This window comes from Actinomadura sp. DC4, assembly GCF_030406325.1.
Lineage (GTDB): Bacteria > Actinomycetota > Actinomycetes > Streptosporangiales > Streptosporangiaceae > Actinoallomurus.
This window is the reverse complement of record NZ_JAUEQY010000012.1, coordinates 138,360-155,011: the sequence shown is the minus strand read 5'-3', so window position 1 is coordinate 155,011 and position 16,652 is coordinate 138,360. Positions and strand designations below refer to the sequence as shown.

The window sequence follows — 16,652 nt, the reverse complement described above, 5'->3', positions numbered from 1 at the left end:
TCAGCGGCCGGTCGCGGAGCGGCGACGCCGGGCCAGCGCGTCGATGCTCGCGGCGAGCAGCAGAAAGCCTCCGGTGATCAGGTAGTTGAGGTATGCCTTGGCACCGAGCAGACCCAGGCCGTTGTCGATGATCGCGATGACGAGACCACCGAGGATCGCGTCTCGTGCCTTGCCCTTGCCGCCGAACAGGCTCGTACCGCCGATGACCGCGGCGCCGACCGCGTACAGCAGCGTGTTGCCCGCGCCCGCGTCCGGCGTCACCGAGTTGAGGCGGGAGGCGGCGACGATGCCGCTGACCGCCGCCAGCACGGAGCAGATCATGAACACGGACATGCGGAGCCGGGTCACGTTGATGCCGGCCCGGCGAGCGGCCTCGGCGTTGCCACCGACGGCGTACAGGTGCCGTCCGTAGCTCGTGCGGCCCAGCACGAACGTGCAGATGATCAGCAGTACCGCGACGAGCGGCACGCCCCAGGGCACACCGCCGAAGAACGGCGCGAGCGGCGTGCGTGCCCGGTTGAGGTTCAGCACGTACGCGCCGCCGAGGAGGGCGACGGCGACGAGCGCGACCTGGACCATGACCAGGGCGAGCGGACGGCGGGACAGGCCCTTGGCGTTCTGCCGCTGCCAGCGGAGGAGCTGGATGCCCGCGTAGAGGAGCGCGACGGCGACCGCGAGGGTCCAGCCCAGCCAGACCGGCATGTACTTGTTGGCCAGCGCGTAGATGACCTTGTCGTGGATCGGGACGGTGCCGCCCTCGCCGATCAGCTTCAGCGCGATGCCCTGCAGGCCGAGGAACAACGCCAGTGTCACGACGAACGATGGAATGCGGACGATGGCGACGAGCGCGCCGATCAGCAGGCCGATGAGCAGGCCGGTCGCGGCGGCCGCGAGCACGGCGAGCACCCAGTTCACGCCGCTGTCGACCATGAGCTTGGCCATCACCGCGGCACAGGCGCCGCTCGCGACGCCGGCGGACAGGTCGATCTCGCCGAGCAGCAGCACGAACACCAGGCCCATGGCGAGGATGGTGACCGGCAGCGCCTGCACGAGCAGGTTGGCGAGGTTGAACTTGGAGAGGAAGGTCTCCGGGCGCAGCCCGTAGAACAAGATGATCAGGACGACGAGCCCGAAGATCGCGGGCAGCGCGCCGAGGTCGCCGGAGCGCAGCTTGACGACGTAGCCGTCGATCGCCGTCGACACCGTCTGCGTACGCGTGTCGGTGGAGAAGTCGGAGCCGGCCATGCTCTGCGCCGCGGGGGCTGAGTCGGTGACCGTCTCGTCGGCCGTACCGGCTGCGTCGCCCGTGTCGGCCGTGTCGGTCGGCCGGGGGGTTTCGGTGGACATTCGGGGAACCTCAGATGCTTTCGGCGGCGGTCGAGGGCGCGAGGCCGAGATCACCGGAACGGCCCATGGTCATGAGCTCGACCACCTGGCTGTGGGTGACGTCGGAACGCTTGACGTCGGCGGCCACACGGCCGAGGTACAGGGTGGTGATCCGGTCCGCGACCTCGAACACGTCGTTCATGTTGTGCGATACCAGTACGACGCCGTGGCCGGTCTCGGCGAGGCGCCGGACGAGGTCCAGGACCTGCCGGGTCTGGGCGACGCCCAGCGCGGCGGTCGGCTCGTCGAGCACGACCACCTTCGACTCCCACAGCACGGCCTTGGCGATCGCCACCGTCTGCCGCTGGCCACCGGACAGGCTCGCGACGAGCTGGCGGACCGAGCTGACCGTGCGCACCGAGAGCCGCGCGAGAGTGTCGCGTGCGGCTTGTTCCATGGACGCCTCGTCCAGGACGATGCCCCTCTTGCGCTCACGGCCGAGGAACATGTTCTGCGCGATGTCGAGGTTGTCGGCGAGGGCGAGATCCTGGTAAACGATCTCGATGCCGAGGTCGGCGGCGTCTTTCGGGCTGCCGATGTGGACTTCGTTGCCCTCGAAGAGGATGCGGCCGGAGTCCACCGGGTAGATCCCGGCGATGCTTTTGATGAGCGTCGACTTGCCCGCGCCGTTGTCGCCGATCAGCGCGGTCACCTGACCGGGATAGACGGCCAGATCGACGTCGTGGAGCACGTGAACGGCTCCGAAGCTCTTGTTGATACCCACCAGCTCGAGGGCGGGGGTTCCGTTCTCAGACAACGCTTGCAACTCCCTCAAACGACTCCAGCCAAGCGAACGGGGTGCCCGGGCACATTGGCCCGGGCACCCCACTCACGTCACTTGATTCCGGCTGCCGTGCACTTGGCGGCGTAGGAACCCTTGCAGACGTCGGAGGCCTTCACGCCACCGTCGGTGATGACGTCCTTGACGTTGTCCTTGAAGATGCCGATCGGCTTGAGCAGGATCGAGGGCACGTTCCGCTTTCCGACCGGGTCGTTGGCGGTCGCGGTCGTCTGCGGCTTCTGGCCCTTGGCCAGCGCGGTCACGACGCTGACGAGGCTGTCGGCCTCCTGCTTGTTCGGCTTGTAGACCGTCATGCACTGGGTGCCGTCGAGGATGTTCTGCAGACCCTGCGGCGTGGCGTCCTGGCCGGTGACCGGGATCTTGTCGTTGTTCTTCTTCAGGATCGAGATCGCGGCCTGGCCCAGGCCGTCATTGGCGGCGAGGACGCCGTCGATCTTGCCCTTCTGCTGGGTGTAGATCTGCTCGAAGGTCGTCGCGGCCTTCTGGTTGTCCCAGTCGGGGATGGCCTGCTCGGCGACCTTCTTGTAGTTGGTCACCTTGTCGAGGACCTCGTGCGCGCCCTGCTTGAACAGGGTGGCGTTGTTGTCCGTCGGCGAGCCGTCGAGGTAGACGATGTTCGAGGCCTTGTCGCCGAGGCACTTCTGCAGGCCGGCGCCCTGCGTACGGCCGACCTCGACACCGTCGAAGGACACGTAGTAGTCGGCGGAGCCGCCGAGGGTGAGACGGTCGTAGTCGATCGTCTGGACACCCTGCTGCTTGGCCTTGCTCTCGATGGCCGCGCCGGAGTTGGAGTCGAGGTTGACGATCGCCAGGATGGTCACGCCGTTCGTGATCATCTGGTCGGCGATGGTCTGCATGCGCTGCTTGTCACCCTCGGCGTTCTGGATGTCGGCAGGGATGCCGGCCTGCTTGAACGCCGCGGTCAGGACCGGACGGTCGAAGCTCTCCCAGCGAACGGAGGACTTGGTGTCGGGAAGGATGACCCCGACCTTGCCCTTGATCTTTGCCGCGCCGGTGGAACCGCCGCCCTTGCTGCTGTCGTCGTCGCCACTGCCACAGGCCGCCAGACCCGTCGTCGCCATGGCCGCGATCGCCGCGATACACGCCGTGCGCTTCAATCTCACGTCGACACCTTCTCCAAGCTCCCCAGGAAACAGTTTTGTTTGGGCGCACAACGTATTCCTCGCGAGCTGCCGCGTATAGGGCCCCAAAGGGGGAGACATGGGACGGTTACGACATCGAAATCTGATCGTCACATAACGCAACGGAGCGTCCCGGCGACCCGAAGTGACCACCGCCTGAAAGGAGGTCGTCCGGGTGTTTCCGCAGGCCGTACCTATGACAACGTGAGTCAGAACAGTCATCGGAACGGACCCCAGCGAGGGCCGTACGCCCGTGCAGGCCGCGACCCTCAACGCCCTCCCCCGGCGGCGGTCAGAGTCAGGGCGTAGAGACCGAGCGCGGTGAAGTCGTCGGCCGGTTCGGAGGTCTGCCACGAGCGCACGTCGTCGACGTACCGGCTGCCGTGTCCGGTGAACCGGGCGTTCGCGTCCACGCCGTCCGGCGGGCAGTGGTTCATGCCGTCCAGGTAGTCGTCGAGGCCGTCCTCGAACACCGGCGTGCCGTTGGGCCCGTTGACGACCGCGCCGTTCGCGAGACCGCTCAGGTTGGCGACGACGTGCTGCGGGCAGCGCTCGAACTCCGTGCCCTCCCCCACCATGAAGGACGTGCCCCAGGCGTTCGCACCGAGGACCCAGCCGCGCTGCGCGGTCGCGAAGGCGTCATAGCGCCGGTCGCCGGACACGGCGCCGTACAGGCGTGCCGTGGCGACGAGCCCGAAGGCGTGCGGCACCGAGTCGAAGTCGGTGTAGACCGCTCCGGCGTGGAACGGGTCGGCGGCGGCCTTGTTCGCTCCGGCGTTCAGCTGGGCGCGCAGGTCCGCGATCAGCTTCCCGGTGTTCAGCCGTCCGCGGCCGGCGCGTACGAGGTCGGCGTGGGCGAGGGCGCTCACGTCGTAGAGGTTGAAGGTGTCCTTGCCGGAGTCGTGGGCGATGTACTGCCCGGCCCACTTCGCCGCCTGGTCCAGCCAGGTCGCGGCCCGCGGGTCGCCGAGGCGCCGCGCGGCCAGGGCGAGCTCGGCGCCGCCCAGCTCCATGTCGTCGTGCCAGGCGTCCTCGGGGTAGAAGGCGTGCGGCAGGCCGGTGTCGAGCCGCCCGACGTGGGTGGTCTTCGCCATCGCGTAGATCCGCGCGGCGGTGGCCAGGTCCGTACGGGCCCGGCGCGGGTCCTCCACCTGGGCGGCGAGCGCGAACGCCGCGCTCACCCGGCCCGCGAGGTTGGGGCTGATCGGCTTGCCGGGGGCGTTGGCGCGGAAGACGGGCCGGCTGCGGAGGTACTCATGTCCTTTGGCCCGGTCGGCGTCGTCCCGCTCGGGGAGCCGCCAGGTGTCGTGGTCGCCGACGAACGTCCCCTTGGCGTTGCCGGAGCCGATGCCCACCTGGAGGTAGAGCGTCTTCCCGTCCCACATCTTGGTGAGCCAGTCCCGGCCGTGCCGCGCCTCGGCCTCGACGCGCGGGTCGGGACCGCCGTCGCGGCGCGCGGCCCACAGGAGCGTGTCGGCGAAGGCCGCGGTGTGGGTGAACTTCAGGAAATCGCCGGCGTCGAACCAGCCGCCCTCGACGTCGACCGGACCGCCGATCTTGGTGAGGCTCCCGGCGATCTCGTCGGTGTCGGACCCGGTGAAGGCCGGGCGGGCGTAGACCTTCGCCGTACGGTCATTGAGGTGTGAGGGCCTGCGGCGCGGCTCGCCGGGGATCACGTCCGCGCCGTCACGCTGGGTGCCGAAGAAGGCGGCCGCGTCGTCGGCGGGCCTGCGGAACATCGCCGTACCGCCGACGCGGAACGGGGGCGAGACGTCGCCCGCGGCGCGGACGCGGTACGTGCCGGGGCGGCGCAGGCGGGTGAGGTCGAGGGCGTAGACGTCGGGGTAGGCGGAGTTCCACGAGCCGAGGCGCGGGCCGGCGGTCTTTTCGAGCACGGTACGCCCGCTGCGCGCGTCGGTGACCGTGAACCGGGCGCCGGCGGCGGGGGCGGTCGTCATGAGGTAGGCCTGCTTGGTCTCGGTCGCGGCGTAGCCGACCTGGTCGACGCGGATGAAGCCGGCGATCTTGGCGGTGCTCTGGGAGGCGGCGTCCCGGCCGTCACCGCAGGCGGCCCCTGCGGTGGAGATGAGAAGGATCACGGCGGCTGCTGCGAGTCGCATGGCGGTACCCCGTCTGTCGGCCCCGAGCCAAGTTAGGAAAGCTTCCTAACCAGTGAAAAAGTAGTGAAGCCGCTCCGAGCGGTCAAGGTCTCATCTCCTCACGACGTGCGGCACACCGCCAGAGCGGAACGGCGAACGTGACCAGGCCGATGCCGGCCAGACCCGTGATGGCGAACGACCGGCGGACGCCCCACCCGTCGACGCGGAAGCCCGTGACAGAGGCGGAGACGGCCGTCAGGGCGGTGCTGTGCAGGCCGACGGCCTCCTCGCGTGCGCCCCGGCTCGGCGAGCGCCGCGAGGACGAAGACGCCGTTGGTGCCGCTCACGGCGATCGGGCTTGATCCGTCCGTGGCCCGCCGCCGGTACCGGTGGCAGACGTTGTGGTTCGGCCGCCGGAGGCTCTTGAGGGTCGACCTGAAGGACGGCCGGACCGTCTACGTGCCGCTCATGCGTGACCAGGTCGTCGACGCCCTGACGTCACTGAGCACGCTCAAGCCCGTCTGGCGCGAGGGACGGGTCGTGGTGTTCCGGTCACCGGCGCGGGCCGTACGGTCTGGCCCAGCGGCCCAGGCGGCTCCTGCCCGTGGGCGCCATCACCGGGCGCGTCCTGCTGGTGGGCGGGCCACCGCTGCCGACCCTGGCCGTGCAGGTGTTCACGGCGCCGATCATGCCTTGCTGAGCGCACGGCCAGGGATCGCGTCAGTCGGCCGAGACCTCGCTGCCGTCCTCCGACCACAGGGTGTGGAAGGCGCCGTCGCGGTCGACGCGGCGGTAGGTGTGCGCGCCGAAGTAGTCGCGCAGGCCCTGGATCAGCGACGCCGGGCCGCGCTCGCGGCGGAAGCCGTCGTAGTAGGCCAGGGACGCCGAGAAGGCCGGCGTCGGGACGCCCAGGTCGACGGCGGTGCGGACGACCTTGCGCCAGGCGCCCTGGGCGTTCGCGACCGCGTCGCTGAAGTAGTCGTCCAGCAGGAGGTTCGGCAGCTCGGGGCTGCGCTCGTACGCCTCCTTGATGCGGTCGAGGAACCGCGCCCGGATGATGCAGCCGCCGCGCCAGATGGTGGCGAGGGTGCCCGGGTCGACGTTCCAGTCGTACTCCTCCGAGGCCGCGCGCATCTGCTCGAACCCCTGCGCGTACGCGACCACCTTGGAGGCGTACAGCGCGTCGCGCACCGCGTCGACGAAGCCCTCCGGCGCCGTGCCGGCGGCGGGGCCCGGCAGGATCTTGGAGGCGCGGACCCGCTGGTCCTTGCGAGAGGACAGCGCGCGGGCGTAGACCGCCTCGGTGATCGCCGTGACCGGTACGCCCAGCTCAAGGGCCGACTGCGCGGTCCAGCGGCCGGTGCCCTTCTGCTCGGCCTGGTCGAGGATCACATCGACCAGCGGCTTGCCCGTGGCGGCGTCGGTGTGGCCGAGGACCTTCGAGGTGATCTCGATGAGGAACGACTCCAGGTCGCCCTCGTTCCACTGCTCGAAGGTCTGCGCGATCTCCGGCGCGGACAGCCCGGCCGCGCTCGTGAGCAGGTCGTACGCCTCCGCGATGAGCTGCATGTCGGCGTACTCGATGCCGTTGTGCGCCATCTTGACGTAGTGTCCGGCGCCGTCCGGGCCGATGTGCGCGCAGCACGGCGTGCCGTCCACCTGCGCCGCGATCGTCGTCAGGATGGCCTCGACCGGCTCGTACGCGTCCTTGGGCCCGCCGGGCATGATGCTCGGCCCGAGCAGCGCGCCCTCCTCGCCGCCGGAGACGCCGGTGCCGAGGAAGTGCAGGCCGTGCTCGGCGAGCTCCGCTCCGCGCCGGCGGGTGTCCTCGAAGTAGGAGTTGCCGCCGTCGATGATGATGTCGCCCTTGTCGAGCAGCGGCACCAGCTCGCCGATCACCGCGTCGACGGGCTTGCCCGCCTTGACCATGACCACGATGCGGCGCGGCCGGTCGAGCGCGGCGACGAACTCCTCGATGGTGGTCGCGGGCGTGAAGTCGCCCTCGTCCCCATGTTGTTCGATCAGATGTTTCGTACGGCTCTCGCTCCGGTTGTGCACCGCCACAGGAAAACCGCGGCGCGCGATGTTGCGCGCGAGGTTCTGGCCCATGACGGCGAGTCCGGTAACGCCGATTTCGCTTCCCACGTCATCACCCCGGTGTCCAGGCTAGTCCTGCTCGTCACCGGAGGGTCCCAGGGTGTGCCGCGCCGCGCGACACACTCAGTAAAAGTCGCGACATTTGCCGATTAGCGTTGGAGTCGACGGTGATCTCCGACAGTCTCTCCTCCGTGGACGATCTTTCGCTGGTGCGCGACCACACGGTGCTGTCCGTGGTGGTCGGCTCCCGCGCGTACGGTCTGGCCACGGAGGCCAGCGACACCGACCGGCGCGGGGTGTTCGTGGCGCCGACGCCACTGTTCTGGAGGTTCGCCAAGCCCCCGACGCATGTCGACGAGCGCGAGGCCGAGCGCTTCTCCTGGGAGCTGGAACGCTTCCTCGGGCTCGCGCTGGACGCCAACCCGACCGTCCTGGAGTGCCTATGGTCGCCGATGGTCGAGCACGTCACCGGCAGCGGCGAGGAGCTCCTGGCACTGCGCGGCGCGTTCCTGTCCCGGCACGCGCACCGGACGTTCCTGCGCTACGCGGACAGCCAGTTCCGCAAGCTCTCCGGCGACCTGCGCACGCGCGGCGAGCCGCGGTGGAAGCACGTCATGCACCTGCTCCGTCTGCTGATCAGCGGCCGGCACCTGCTCGACCACGGCGAACCCCTGGTCGACGTGGCCGGTCACCGGGACCGGCTTCTCACCGTACGGCGGGGTGAGGTGCCGTGGCCGGAGGTCGACGCGTGGCGCGCGTCGCTGACCCGCGACATGGACGCCGCGCTCGCCACCAGCGGGCTGCCCGAGGAGCCGGACCGTACGCGGGTCGAGGAGTTCCTGGTGTCGGTACGGCGGCAGGGCGTCCGGTGACGCGCGAACTGCCGTCCTGGCTCGCCGAGGTGACCGGCGACGTCGTGTTCGCCACCGTCAGCGGTGCCGACCTGTACGGCTTCCCCTCCGCCGACTCCGACGTCGACCTGCGCGGCGTGCACCTCATGCCGCTGGAGGACGTCGTCGGCCTGCGCACGGGCGTGGAGACCGTGGATCGCACCTGGACGCGGGACGGCGTGGAGGTCGACCTCGTCACCCACGACCTCGCCAAGTTCGCCCGGCTGCTGCTGCGCCGCAACGGCTATGTGCTGGAACAGCTCCTGTCGCCCCTGGTCGTGGCCTCGTCGCCGCTGCACGAGGAGCTCGCCGCGCTCGCGCCGGCCTGCCTGACGCGTCACCACGCCCACCACTATCTCGGCTTCGCGCGTACGCAGTGGGGCTTGTTCGAACGGACCGGTGAGCTCAAGCCGTTGCTCTACACCTTCCGGGTGCTGTCCACCGGCGTCCACCTCATGCGTACGGGCGAGGTGGTGGCCGACCTCACCCGGCTCGGCGACGGCCCGGCGTACCTGCCGGAGCTGGTCGAGGCCAAGCGCGCGGCCGAGCACGGGGCGCTGCCGTCCGGCGCCCCCGAACGCGCGCGTCTCGCGGCCGACGTCGCCGCCATGACGGCCCTCCTGGAGCGCGAACGCGACCGTTCGCCGCTGCCGGAGCGTCCCTCCGCCGAGCCGGCCCTGCACGACCTCGTCGTACGGGCCCGGCTCGATCCGCATGTTAACTCTCGGTGGCAAGGGTAAATCGGTACGTCGTGGACACCCCTCGTCTGCTCAAGGATCGCTATCGGCTCGGCACGGTCATCGGCCGTGGTGGCATGGGTGTCGTCTGGCTCGCCACCGACGAGGTGCTCGACCGCAGCGTCGCGGTGAAGGAGGTCTCCTTCCCGCCCGGCCTGCCGCACGAGGAGCAGGAGAAACTTCGCCGCCGTACGCTCCGCGAGGCGCGTACCACCGCCCGCCTCAACCACCCGAACGTCGTCGGCGTGTACGACATCGTCGAGGACGAGGACCGGCCATGGATCGTGATGGAGTTCGTGCCGTCGCAGTCGCTCGCCGAGGTGCTGCGCGCGGACGGACCCCTCACCCCGCAGCGCACCGCCGAGATCGGCACGCAACTTCTCCGCGGTCTTCGCGCGGCCCATCTCGCGGGCGTCCTGCACCGTGACGTGAAGCCGAGCAACGTCCTTCTCGCCGAGGACGGGCGGGTCGTGCTGGGCGACTTCGGCATCGCGACGGCGAAGGGCGGCTCGACGGTCACCTCCTCCGGCGTGCTGATCGGCTCGCCGTCGTACATGGCACCCGAACGGGCCCGGGGCAGCGACGTCGGCCCCGAGTCGGACCTGTGGTCCCTGGGGGCGACGCTCTACACGGCGGTGGAGGGCCGCCCGCCGTTCGGCCGGGACAGCGCGGTGGCCACGCTCGCGGCCCTGGTCATGGACGACCCGGACGCCCCCGAGCGCGCCGGGCCGCTCTGGCCGCTGATCCGCGGCCTGCTGGAACGTGACCCGGCGAGGCGCCCTCAGGTGGAGGCCGTGGCGAGCATCCTGGACGCGATCGCCGCCGGCGACGAGCCGCCCGCGGTCGAGCCCGCCCACGAGCCCGCCGCCGAACCGGTCGCCTACGAGCCCGACGTCGGGCTCGCCGAACCGGCGCCGCCGTCCGTGCCGCGGCCCCGCGCGCCGCTCGACGACGCACCGCCGGAACCGGCGCCGGCCGGGCCGGAGACGGGCGCGGTCGAGGAGATGACCACCGCCTCACCGTCCTACGGCGAGGCCACCGGAACCGTCAGCACGACGCGCACGGACCCGCGACGCGTCATGGTCGCCGTACTGGCCGTCGTAGGAGTCCTGGCCGTCGTGCTCCTGGGCTGGGCCGCCACGACCCTGGTCGGCGACGACGACCACGACAAGCGCTCCGCCGAGCACCCGGGCACGACGCCGAGCGCGTCGCACGCGTCCACCACGCCGTCCGTGAGCCAGACGCCGTCGTCGCCGCCGGCCTCACCGCCCGCGTCGCCGACGAAGCCCGTGCTCCCGTCGGGCTACCACTGGCACCACGACAGCACGCACTTCTCCATCGCCGTACCGGACGGCTGGTCGGCCTCCCACCACGGCCACTACCTGTACGTGGAGGACCCCAAGAGCTCCCGCCTCCTCATCGTCGACCAGTCGGACACCCCGAAGTCCGACCCGCTGGCCGACTGGAAGGAACAGGAGTCGGCGCGGAAGGGCGGCTTCTCCGGCTACCACAAGGTCCGGCTGGAGTCGGTGGACTATCCGCAGGCGAAGAAGGCCGCCGACTGGGAGTTCACGTACAACGGCTCCCACGGCCGCACGCACGTTCTCAACCGCAACATCCTGGCCAACAAGAAGCACGCCTACGCGCTGTACTGGGAGGTCCCGGACAGCCGCTGGAAGTCGAGCAAGACCATCTTCGACAACTTCGCGAAGACCTTCCAGCCCGCCAAGGCCTGACCGCTCTCGCCTCGTCGGACGCGTTCGGTCTTCGTGCCCGCGTTCACAGGCGGGGGTCGACCGGTTCGGATTCCAGGGCCAGGACGCCGAAGACCGGCTGGTGCACTCGCCACAGCGGCTCACCCGCCACCAGGCGGTCCAGGGCCTCCAGGCCGAGGGCGTACTCCCGCATCGCCAGGGACCTCTTGCGGCCCAGCGAGCGTCGCCGCAGCCGCTCCAGGTGGTCCGGCTCGGTGTAGTCCGGGCCGTAGATGATCCGCAGGTACTCCCGGCCCCGGCACTTCAGGCCCGGCTGGACGAGGCGGCCCTCGACCGGCGGGCCCAGTGGCTTGACCACCATGCCCTCGCCGCCCGCCCCGGTCAGGTCCTCCCACCAGGTGACGGCCTCCGTCTCGTCTCCGGTCAGCGGCACCACGCGGGACCGCGTCGGCGCGAACAGCTCTCCGTCCGCCGCGGCCAGGCGGTCCGCGAGCTCCAGGTGCCACAGGTGGTCGCGCGTCGCGTAGGAGTCCCGCTCCCCCGCCAGCACCTGGAACGGCGCCAGCCGAAGGCCCTGCAGGCCGTCCACCGGCCAGCAGTACCGGGCGTACGCGTCGCGGAAGCGGTTCGCGTTCTCGGCCCGGCGGCTGACACGCTCCCTCAGGTCCCCGACGTCCAGCCCGCGGGCCGCGGCCGTGGCGAGCACGTCGGCGGCGGCGGGCAGGGCGGCGCCCGCCGCCGCGCCGGTCGCGGCGTACTGACGGCGCAGCAGTTCCAGGGCCTTGGCCGACCACGGCATCAGCTCGCAGTCCAGCACCAGCCAGCCGGTGTCCAGCTCCTCGAACAGGAACCCGGCCGCCGCGCGCACCCGTGCGAGGAACTCCTCCGTCCGCGGCGGCTCGGCGAAGAACGCCCGGCCCGTACGGGTGAAGACGGCGCCCGTCGTCCCGTCGTCCACACCGAACCGTGACGCGGCGACGCCGGCGTCCCTGGTCACCACCACGACGGCCCGCGAGCCCATGTGCTTCTCCTCGCACACGACCCGGTCGACACCGGCGGCCCGGTACGCGGCGAACGCCTCGGCGGGGTGCTCCAGGAGACCCTCCAGCGGCGAGGTCCCGGCGGGCGCCATCGTCGGTGGCAGGTACACCAGCCAGCGCGGGTCGACGGCGAAGCGGCTCATGACCTCCAGCGCCGGCCAGACGTTCTCCTCGTGCACGTTGATCCGGCCCATCAGCCGGGTCTCCACGGCCTCCCGCACGTCGCCGATCCGCAGCACGCCGGACTCGCGGCGCGTCCCCGCCGCGGGCTCCAGCGGGCGGACCGGCTCGTACCAGACCTTCCGCGCCGGAACCGAGACGAGCGCCTTCTCCGGGTACCGCAGCGCGGTGAGCCGGCCGCCGAAGACGCACCCGGTGTCGACGCACAGCGTGTTGTTGACCCATTCGGGCTCGACGACCGGGGTGTGGCCGTAGACGACCATGGCGCTGCCCCGGTAGTCGTCCGCCCACGGATAACGCACCGGCAGTCCGTACTCGTCGGTCTCGCCGGTGGTCTCGCCGTACAGCGCGAAGGACCGTACGCGGCCCGACGCGCGGCCGTGGAAGGCCTCCTTCAGGCCCGCGTGCGCGACGACGAGCCGGCCGCCGTCCAGGACGAGGTGGCTGACCAGGCCGTCCATGAACTCCAGCACCTCGGTGCGGAACTCCTCCGGCTCGGCCGCGAGCTGCTCCAGCGACTCGGCGAGCCCGTGGCTGACCGTGACGCGCCGCCCCTTCATCGCACGCGTCAGCTTGTTCTCGTGGTTGCCGGGGACGCACAGGGCCGTGCCCGCCCGCACCATGCCCATGGCGAGCCGGAGCACGCCCGGGGTGTCCGGGCCGCGGTCGACCAGGTCGCCGAGGAACACGGCCGTACGGCCGCCGGGGTGCGCGGCGCCGACGGCCCGGCCGAGCGCGTCGCGTTCGACGACGTAGCCAAGCCCGGCGAGCAGGTCCTCCAGTTCGGCGCGGCAGCCGTGCACGTCGCCGATCAGGTCGAACGGGCCGGTCAGGTCGCGCCGGTCCGGCCACGCCTTCTCGTACGTGACGGTCGCCTCGTCGATGTCCGCGCCGCTCAGCACGTACGCGCGCTTGAAGACCCGGTGCAGGTCGCGCATGCCGCGGCGCAGTTCGCGGCGCTGACGCGGCACGACGTGGCCGGGCAGGTCGCGGTCGGCCCGCTCGGCGTTGCGCGCCATCGCCACGGACTCGGGCACGTCGAGCACGATCGCGACGCACAGCACGTCCTGGTCCTTGGCGAGCCGTACGAGCTGCTCGCGCGACCGCGGCTGCACGTTGGTGGCGTCCACGACCGTCAGCAGGCCGCGCCGCAGCCGCGTACGCACGATGTGATGCAGCAGCTCGAAGGCGTCGGCGGTGGCCGACTGGTCGTTCTCGTCGTCGGCGACCACCGCTCGGCAGTAGTCGGAGGAGACCACCTGCGTCGGCCGGAAGTGACGGCGCGCGAAGTGTGACTTGCCCGATCCGGACACGCCGACCAGGACGACGAGTCCCGACTCGGGGATCCTCAGCTCGGTCATCGGGTGAACACCCCCATCTGGGTCGGGGCGCCGACCTCGGGGTCGTCGTCGCCGACCGGAACGTGCCGGACCCGGTAGCCGTAGGCGTCCGCGACCCGGGCGGTCCAGGCGCCGAACTCCTCGCGGGTCCACTCGAACCGGTGGTCGGGGTGACGGTGCCCGGTGAGGCCCTCGTAGCGCACGTTGTACTCGGCGTTCGGCGTGGTCACGATGACGACGCGGGGCACGGCGTCGCCGAAGACGACGTGTTCGACGGCCGGCAGCCGCGGCACGTCGACGTGCTCGATGACCTCCATCAGCACGGCGGCGTCGTAGCCGCGGAAGCGTTCGTCCGCGTACGTCAGCGCGGCGCCGAACAGGTCGATCCGGTCCCGTACGGCGAGCGGGAGCCGCAGCGGGTCGAGCCGCCGCCGCGCCGCGGCCATCGCGCGGGCGGACACGTCGGTCCCGGCGACGGACCGTACGTGCGGCTCCTGCAGCAGCCGCGACAGGAGCCGGCCCGAGCCGCAGCCGAGGTCGATCACCGTGGCCGCCTGCTCGGCCCGCAGCGCGTCGAGGACGGCCTCGACGCGGCGCTCGGCGAGCGGGACCGGCGGTGCGGCGGCCTCCCCGGGCGCGCCCGGCTCGGCGGCGGACGGCTCCTCGTCGATGGGGTGGGGGTCCAGCGCGTCGTCGGAGGAGCCGTCGGCGTCGGCGAGCCGGGTCAGGGCCGTACGGACCAGGCCGCGGCGGTTGGCGAGATAGCGGCGGGTGATGCGCTCCCGTGCGGGATGCGCGGCCAGCCAGCCCTCGCCGGCGCGGATCAGCTTGTCGACCTCGTCGGCGGCGATCCAGTAGTGCTTGGAGTCGTCCAGGACCGGCAGCAGGACGTACACCTGGTTCAGCGCGGCGGACAGCGTCAGCTCCCCCTCGAGCGTGAGGGTGACATAGCGCGAGTCGCCCCACGCGGGGAACCGCTCGTCGAGCGGGACCGGCCGCGCGTCCACGCTCCAGCCGAGCGGCTCGAACAGCCCGGCGGCCACCTCCGGGCCGCCCCGGCACGGCAGCGCCGGCAGCGTGATCCGCAACGGGATCGGGGTCGCGGCGAGCTCCGGACGACCGGCGCTGTGCCCGCGCATCGCCGTGCGGAAGACGTCGGCCATCGCCGAGGCGAGCAGGGAGGACGCGGCGTACGCGCGGTCGTTGACGTACTGGCCGAGGGAGATGTCGGGCGTCTTGCGGGTCTTGGCCAGCTTGATCGGGTCGACGTCGAGCAGCAGCGCCGCCGTGCAGCGGTCCTCTCCCGCCTCGGGGTAGAAGACGTGCGCGGTGCCGAACGACTGCTCGAACGCCTGAACCCGCCCGGGATGCTTGACCAGCAGATAGCCGAGGTCGGTGGCCGGACGCGCGGTCGTGGTGATCGTCAGGAGCACAGGGAGAGTGTGGCGGACCGGGGCGAACCCGGCCTACCGATTTACTCCGCGTACGAGGCGAGGCCGCGGACCATGAGTTCCAGGCCGAAGCGCAGCCGTTCGTCGCCGGTGCCGCCCACCAGCGTGCCGACCATCGAGGTGATGACCGGGAAGCGGTCCGGCGGCAGGCTCTGGAAGTAGTCGCGGATCTGCTGGAGGTACTCCTGCGCGTCCTCCTCGCTCGTCCGCCCGCGCTCGTGGTGGAGCGACTCCTCGAACGCGTCCGCCAGGAGGTACAGGGACACCCGGTCGATGAACCAGCCCGCCTGCCGGTCGGGCACTCCCCCGGCGCGCAGGATGGCCAGCATGCCCTCGGCGTAGCGCAGGGAGTTGGGGCCGACCGGGATGTTCGCCAGTGCCGCGCGGGCGATTCCGGGGTGTTCGGTCCATACCCGGTGGGCCGCCAGGCCCGCCTCGACGATCTGTTCCTGCCAGCGGGCCGGGTCGGGTGCGGGGACCTCCAGCTCGGCGACCACCCGGTCGACCATCAGCTCCAGGAGTTCGTCCTTGTTGGCGACGTGCGCGTACAGGGACGCGGGGCCGGTGCGCAGGTCGACCGCCACGCGGCGCATGCTCAGCGCGTCGATGCCCTCGGCGTCGAGGATGCCCATCGCGGTGTCGACGATGAGCTCCTGGCTCAGCGGCCGGCGCTGGCGCGTGTTCTTCTTGGGGCGCCGCCACGGCGGAGGCGGGATCTCGGTCGTCTCTGTCACGGCACACTCCTTCTTGCGAACAGCGTACCTGTTACGAACGGCGTTCCGCAGGGGCGCTTCGTGATCACGCCGGAGAGCACCGTCCCCGGCGTGATCACCTGGGTCAGACCTGGGGAAGGACGTCGCTCGCGATCAGCGCGAGGTGGTCGAGATCCTGCAGGTCGAGCACCTGGAGGTAGATCCGCTCGGCGCCGAGCTCCCCGAAGCGGCCGATCCGCTCGACCACCTCCGCCGGGGTTCCTGCGACGCCGTTCTCGCGCAGGTCCTCGACGGAGCGGCCGATGGCGTCCGCCCGCCGGGCGAGCTCGGCCTCGTCGCGGCCGCAGCAGACGACCTGCGCGGCCGACAGGGTGATCGAGGAGCTCTCGCGGCCGCCGTTCTCGCAGGCGGCCGTCACCCGCTCGAACACCGTCCCGGTCTTCTCGACGGGATGGAACGGCACGTTGAACTCGTCGGCGTAGCGGGCGGCGAGATGAGGCGTGCGCTTGGCGCCGGTGCCCCCGATGATGATCGGCGGCCGAGGCTGCTGGGCCGGCTTGGGAAGCCCCGGAGAGCCCGCGAGCCGGTAGTGGGCGCCCTCGAAGTCGAACGTCTTGCCGGCGGGTGTGTCCCAGAGTCCCGTGATGATCGCCAGTTGCTCTTCGAGGCGGTCGAACCGCTCGCCGAGACCGGGGAACGGGATCCCGTACGCCGTGTGCTCGTCGTCGTACCAGCCGGTACCGAGGCCGAGTTCGACGCGTCCTCCGCTCATGTCATCGACATTGGCCACGGAGATGGCGAGCGGGCCGGGAAGCCGGAACGTCGCCGCGGTCACCAGGGTCCCGAGCCGGACGCGCCGGGTCTCCCTGGCCAGCGCGGCCAGCGTGACCCAGGCGTCCGACGGACCCGGCAGGCCGCTGACGTCCCCCATCTTCAGGTAGTGGTCAGAGCGGAAGAACGCGTCGAAGCCGTACTCCTCGGTGGCCTGGGCGACGCGGAGCAGGGTGGCGTAGTCGGCCCCCTGCTGGGGCTCGGTGAAGATCCGCAGCAACATGGCCTC

The 16,652-nt window shown here is 71.2% G+C and carries 12 protein-coding genes; 3 read left to right on the top strand and 9 right to left on the bottom strand.

All coding sequences use genetic code 11. The features are described from left to right. From QWU11_RS21005 to gndA, 5 genes are all read right to left on the bottom strand, one after another. Window positions 1–1,347, bottom strand: a complete 1,347-nt coding sequence (locus QWU11_RS21005) for an ABC transporter permease (RefSeq protein WP_290115769.1) — start codon at window positions 1,345–1,347, stop codon at window positions 1–3. Window positions 1,348–1,357: 10 nt separating this feature from the next. Beyond that, complete coding sequence (locus tag QWU11_RS21000; protein ID WP_290115768.1) at window positions 1,358–2,143, bottom strand: ATP-binding cassette domain-containing protein; 786 nt, start codon at window positions 2,141–2,143, stop codon at window positions 1,358–1,360. A gap of 77 nt (window positions 2,144–2,220) precedes the next feature. Next, entirely contained in the window at window positions 2,221–3,312 is a 1,092-nt protein-coding gene (locus QWU11_RS20995; RefSeq protein ID WP_290115767.1) for a substrate-binding domain-containing protein, read from the bottom strand. 287 nt (window positions 3,313–3,599) lie between these two features. Continuing rightward, window positions 3,600–5,450, bottom strand: a complete 1,851-nt coding sequence (locus QWU11_RS20990; protein WP_290115766.1) for a glycoside hydrolase family 9 protein — start codon at window positions 5,448–5,450, stop codon at window positions 3,600–3,602. A 699-nt stretch (window positions 5,451–6,149) separates the two neighbouring features. Next, a complete protein-coding gene (gene gndA, locus QWU11_RS20985; RefSeq protein ID WP_290115765.1) occupies window positions 6,150–7,574 on the bottom strand; it encodes an NADP-dependent phosphogluconate dehydrogenase in 1,425 nt (474 codons plus the stop codon). 119 nt (window positions 7,575–7,693) lie between these two features. On the opposite strand from gndA, the gene QWU11_RS20980 reads away from it, so the two are divergent. The 3 genes from QWU11_RS20980 to QWU11_RS20970 are packed head-to-tail and all read left to right on the top strand — an operon-like array spanning window position 7,694 to window position 10,889. After that, window positions 7,694–8,398, top strand: coding sequence for a nucleotidyltransferase domain-containing protein (locus QWU11_RS20980; RefSeq protein ID WP_290115764.1), 705 nt, complete (start codon window positions 7,694–7,696; stop codon window positions 8,396–8,398). Then, a complete protein-coding gene (locus QWU11_RS20975; protein WP_290115763.1) occupies window positions 8,395–9,156 on the top strand; it encodes a nucleotidyltransferase domain-containing protein in 762 nt (253 codons plus the stop codon). Before QWU11_RS20980 ends, QWU11_RS20975 begins: the two co-directional genes overlap by 4 nt. 11 nt (window positions 9,157–9,167) lie before the next feature. Continuing rightward, window positions 9,168–10,889, top strand: a complete 1,722-nt coding sequence (locus QWU11_RS20970) for a serine/threonine-protein kinase (protein ID WP_290115762.1) — start codon at window positions 9,168–9,170, stop codon at window positions 10,887–10,889. A gap of 43 nt (window positions 10,890–10,932) precedes the next feature. Here QWU11_RS20970 and QWU11_RS20965 read toward each other — a convergent pair whose 3' ends face one another. The 4 genes from QWU11_RS20965 to QWU11_RS20950 form a co-directional block, all read right to left on the bottom strand. Then, window positions 10,933–13,449, bottom strand: coding sequence for a polynucleotide kinase-phosphatase (locus tag QWU11_RS20965; RefSeq protein WP_290115761.1), 2,517 nt, complete (start codon window positions 13,447–13,449; stop codon window positions 10,933–10,935). Then, window positions 13,446–14,861, bottom strand: a complete 1,416-nt coding sequence (locus QWU11_RS20960; protein WP_290115760.1) for a 3' terminal RNA ribose 2'-O-methyltransferase Hen1 — start codon at window positions 14,859–14,861, stop codon at window positions 13,446–13,448. Before QWU11_RS20960 ends, QWU11_RS20965 begins: the two co-directional genes overlap by 4 nt. 41 nt (window positions 14,862–14,902) lie before the next feature. Beyond that, complete coding sequence (locus QWU11_RS20955) at window positions 14,903–15,613, bottom strand: TetR/AcrR family transcriptional regulator (protein ID WP_290115759.1); 711 nt, start codon at window positions 15,611–15,613, stop codon at window positions 14,903–14,905. A 103-nt stretch (window positions 15,614–15,716) separates the two neighbouring features. After that, window positions 15,717–16,646, bottom strand: coding sequence for an LLM class F420-dependent oxidoreductase (locus tag QWU11_RS20950; RefSeq protein ID WP_290115941.1), 930 nt, complete (start codon window positions 16,644–16,646; stop codon window positions 15,717–15,719). Window positions 16,647–16,652 lie beyond the last annotated feature (6 nt).

Excerpts from the sequence above, each read along its gene's own strand:
- QWU11_RS21005 (WP_290115769.1), bottom strand. The coding sequence starts at position 1,347 with ATGTCCACCGAAACCCCCCGGCCGACCGACACGGCCGACACGGGCGAC.
- QWU11_RS20990 (WP_290115766.1), bottom strand. The coding sequence starts at position 5,450 with ATGCGACTCGCAGCAGCCGCCGTGATCCTTCTCATCTCCACCGCAGGG.
- QWU11_RS20965 (WP_290115761.1), bottom strand. The coding sequence starts at position 13,449 with ATGACCGAGCTGAGGATCCCCGAGTCGGGACTCGTCGTCCTGGTCGGC.
- QWU11_RS20950 (WP_290115941.1), bottom strand. The coding sequence starts at position 16,646 with ATGTTGCTGCGGATCTTCACCGAGCCCCAGCAGGGGGCCGACTACGCC.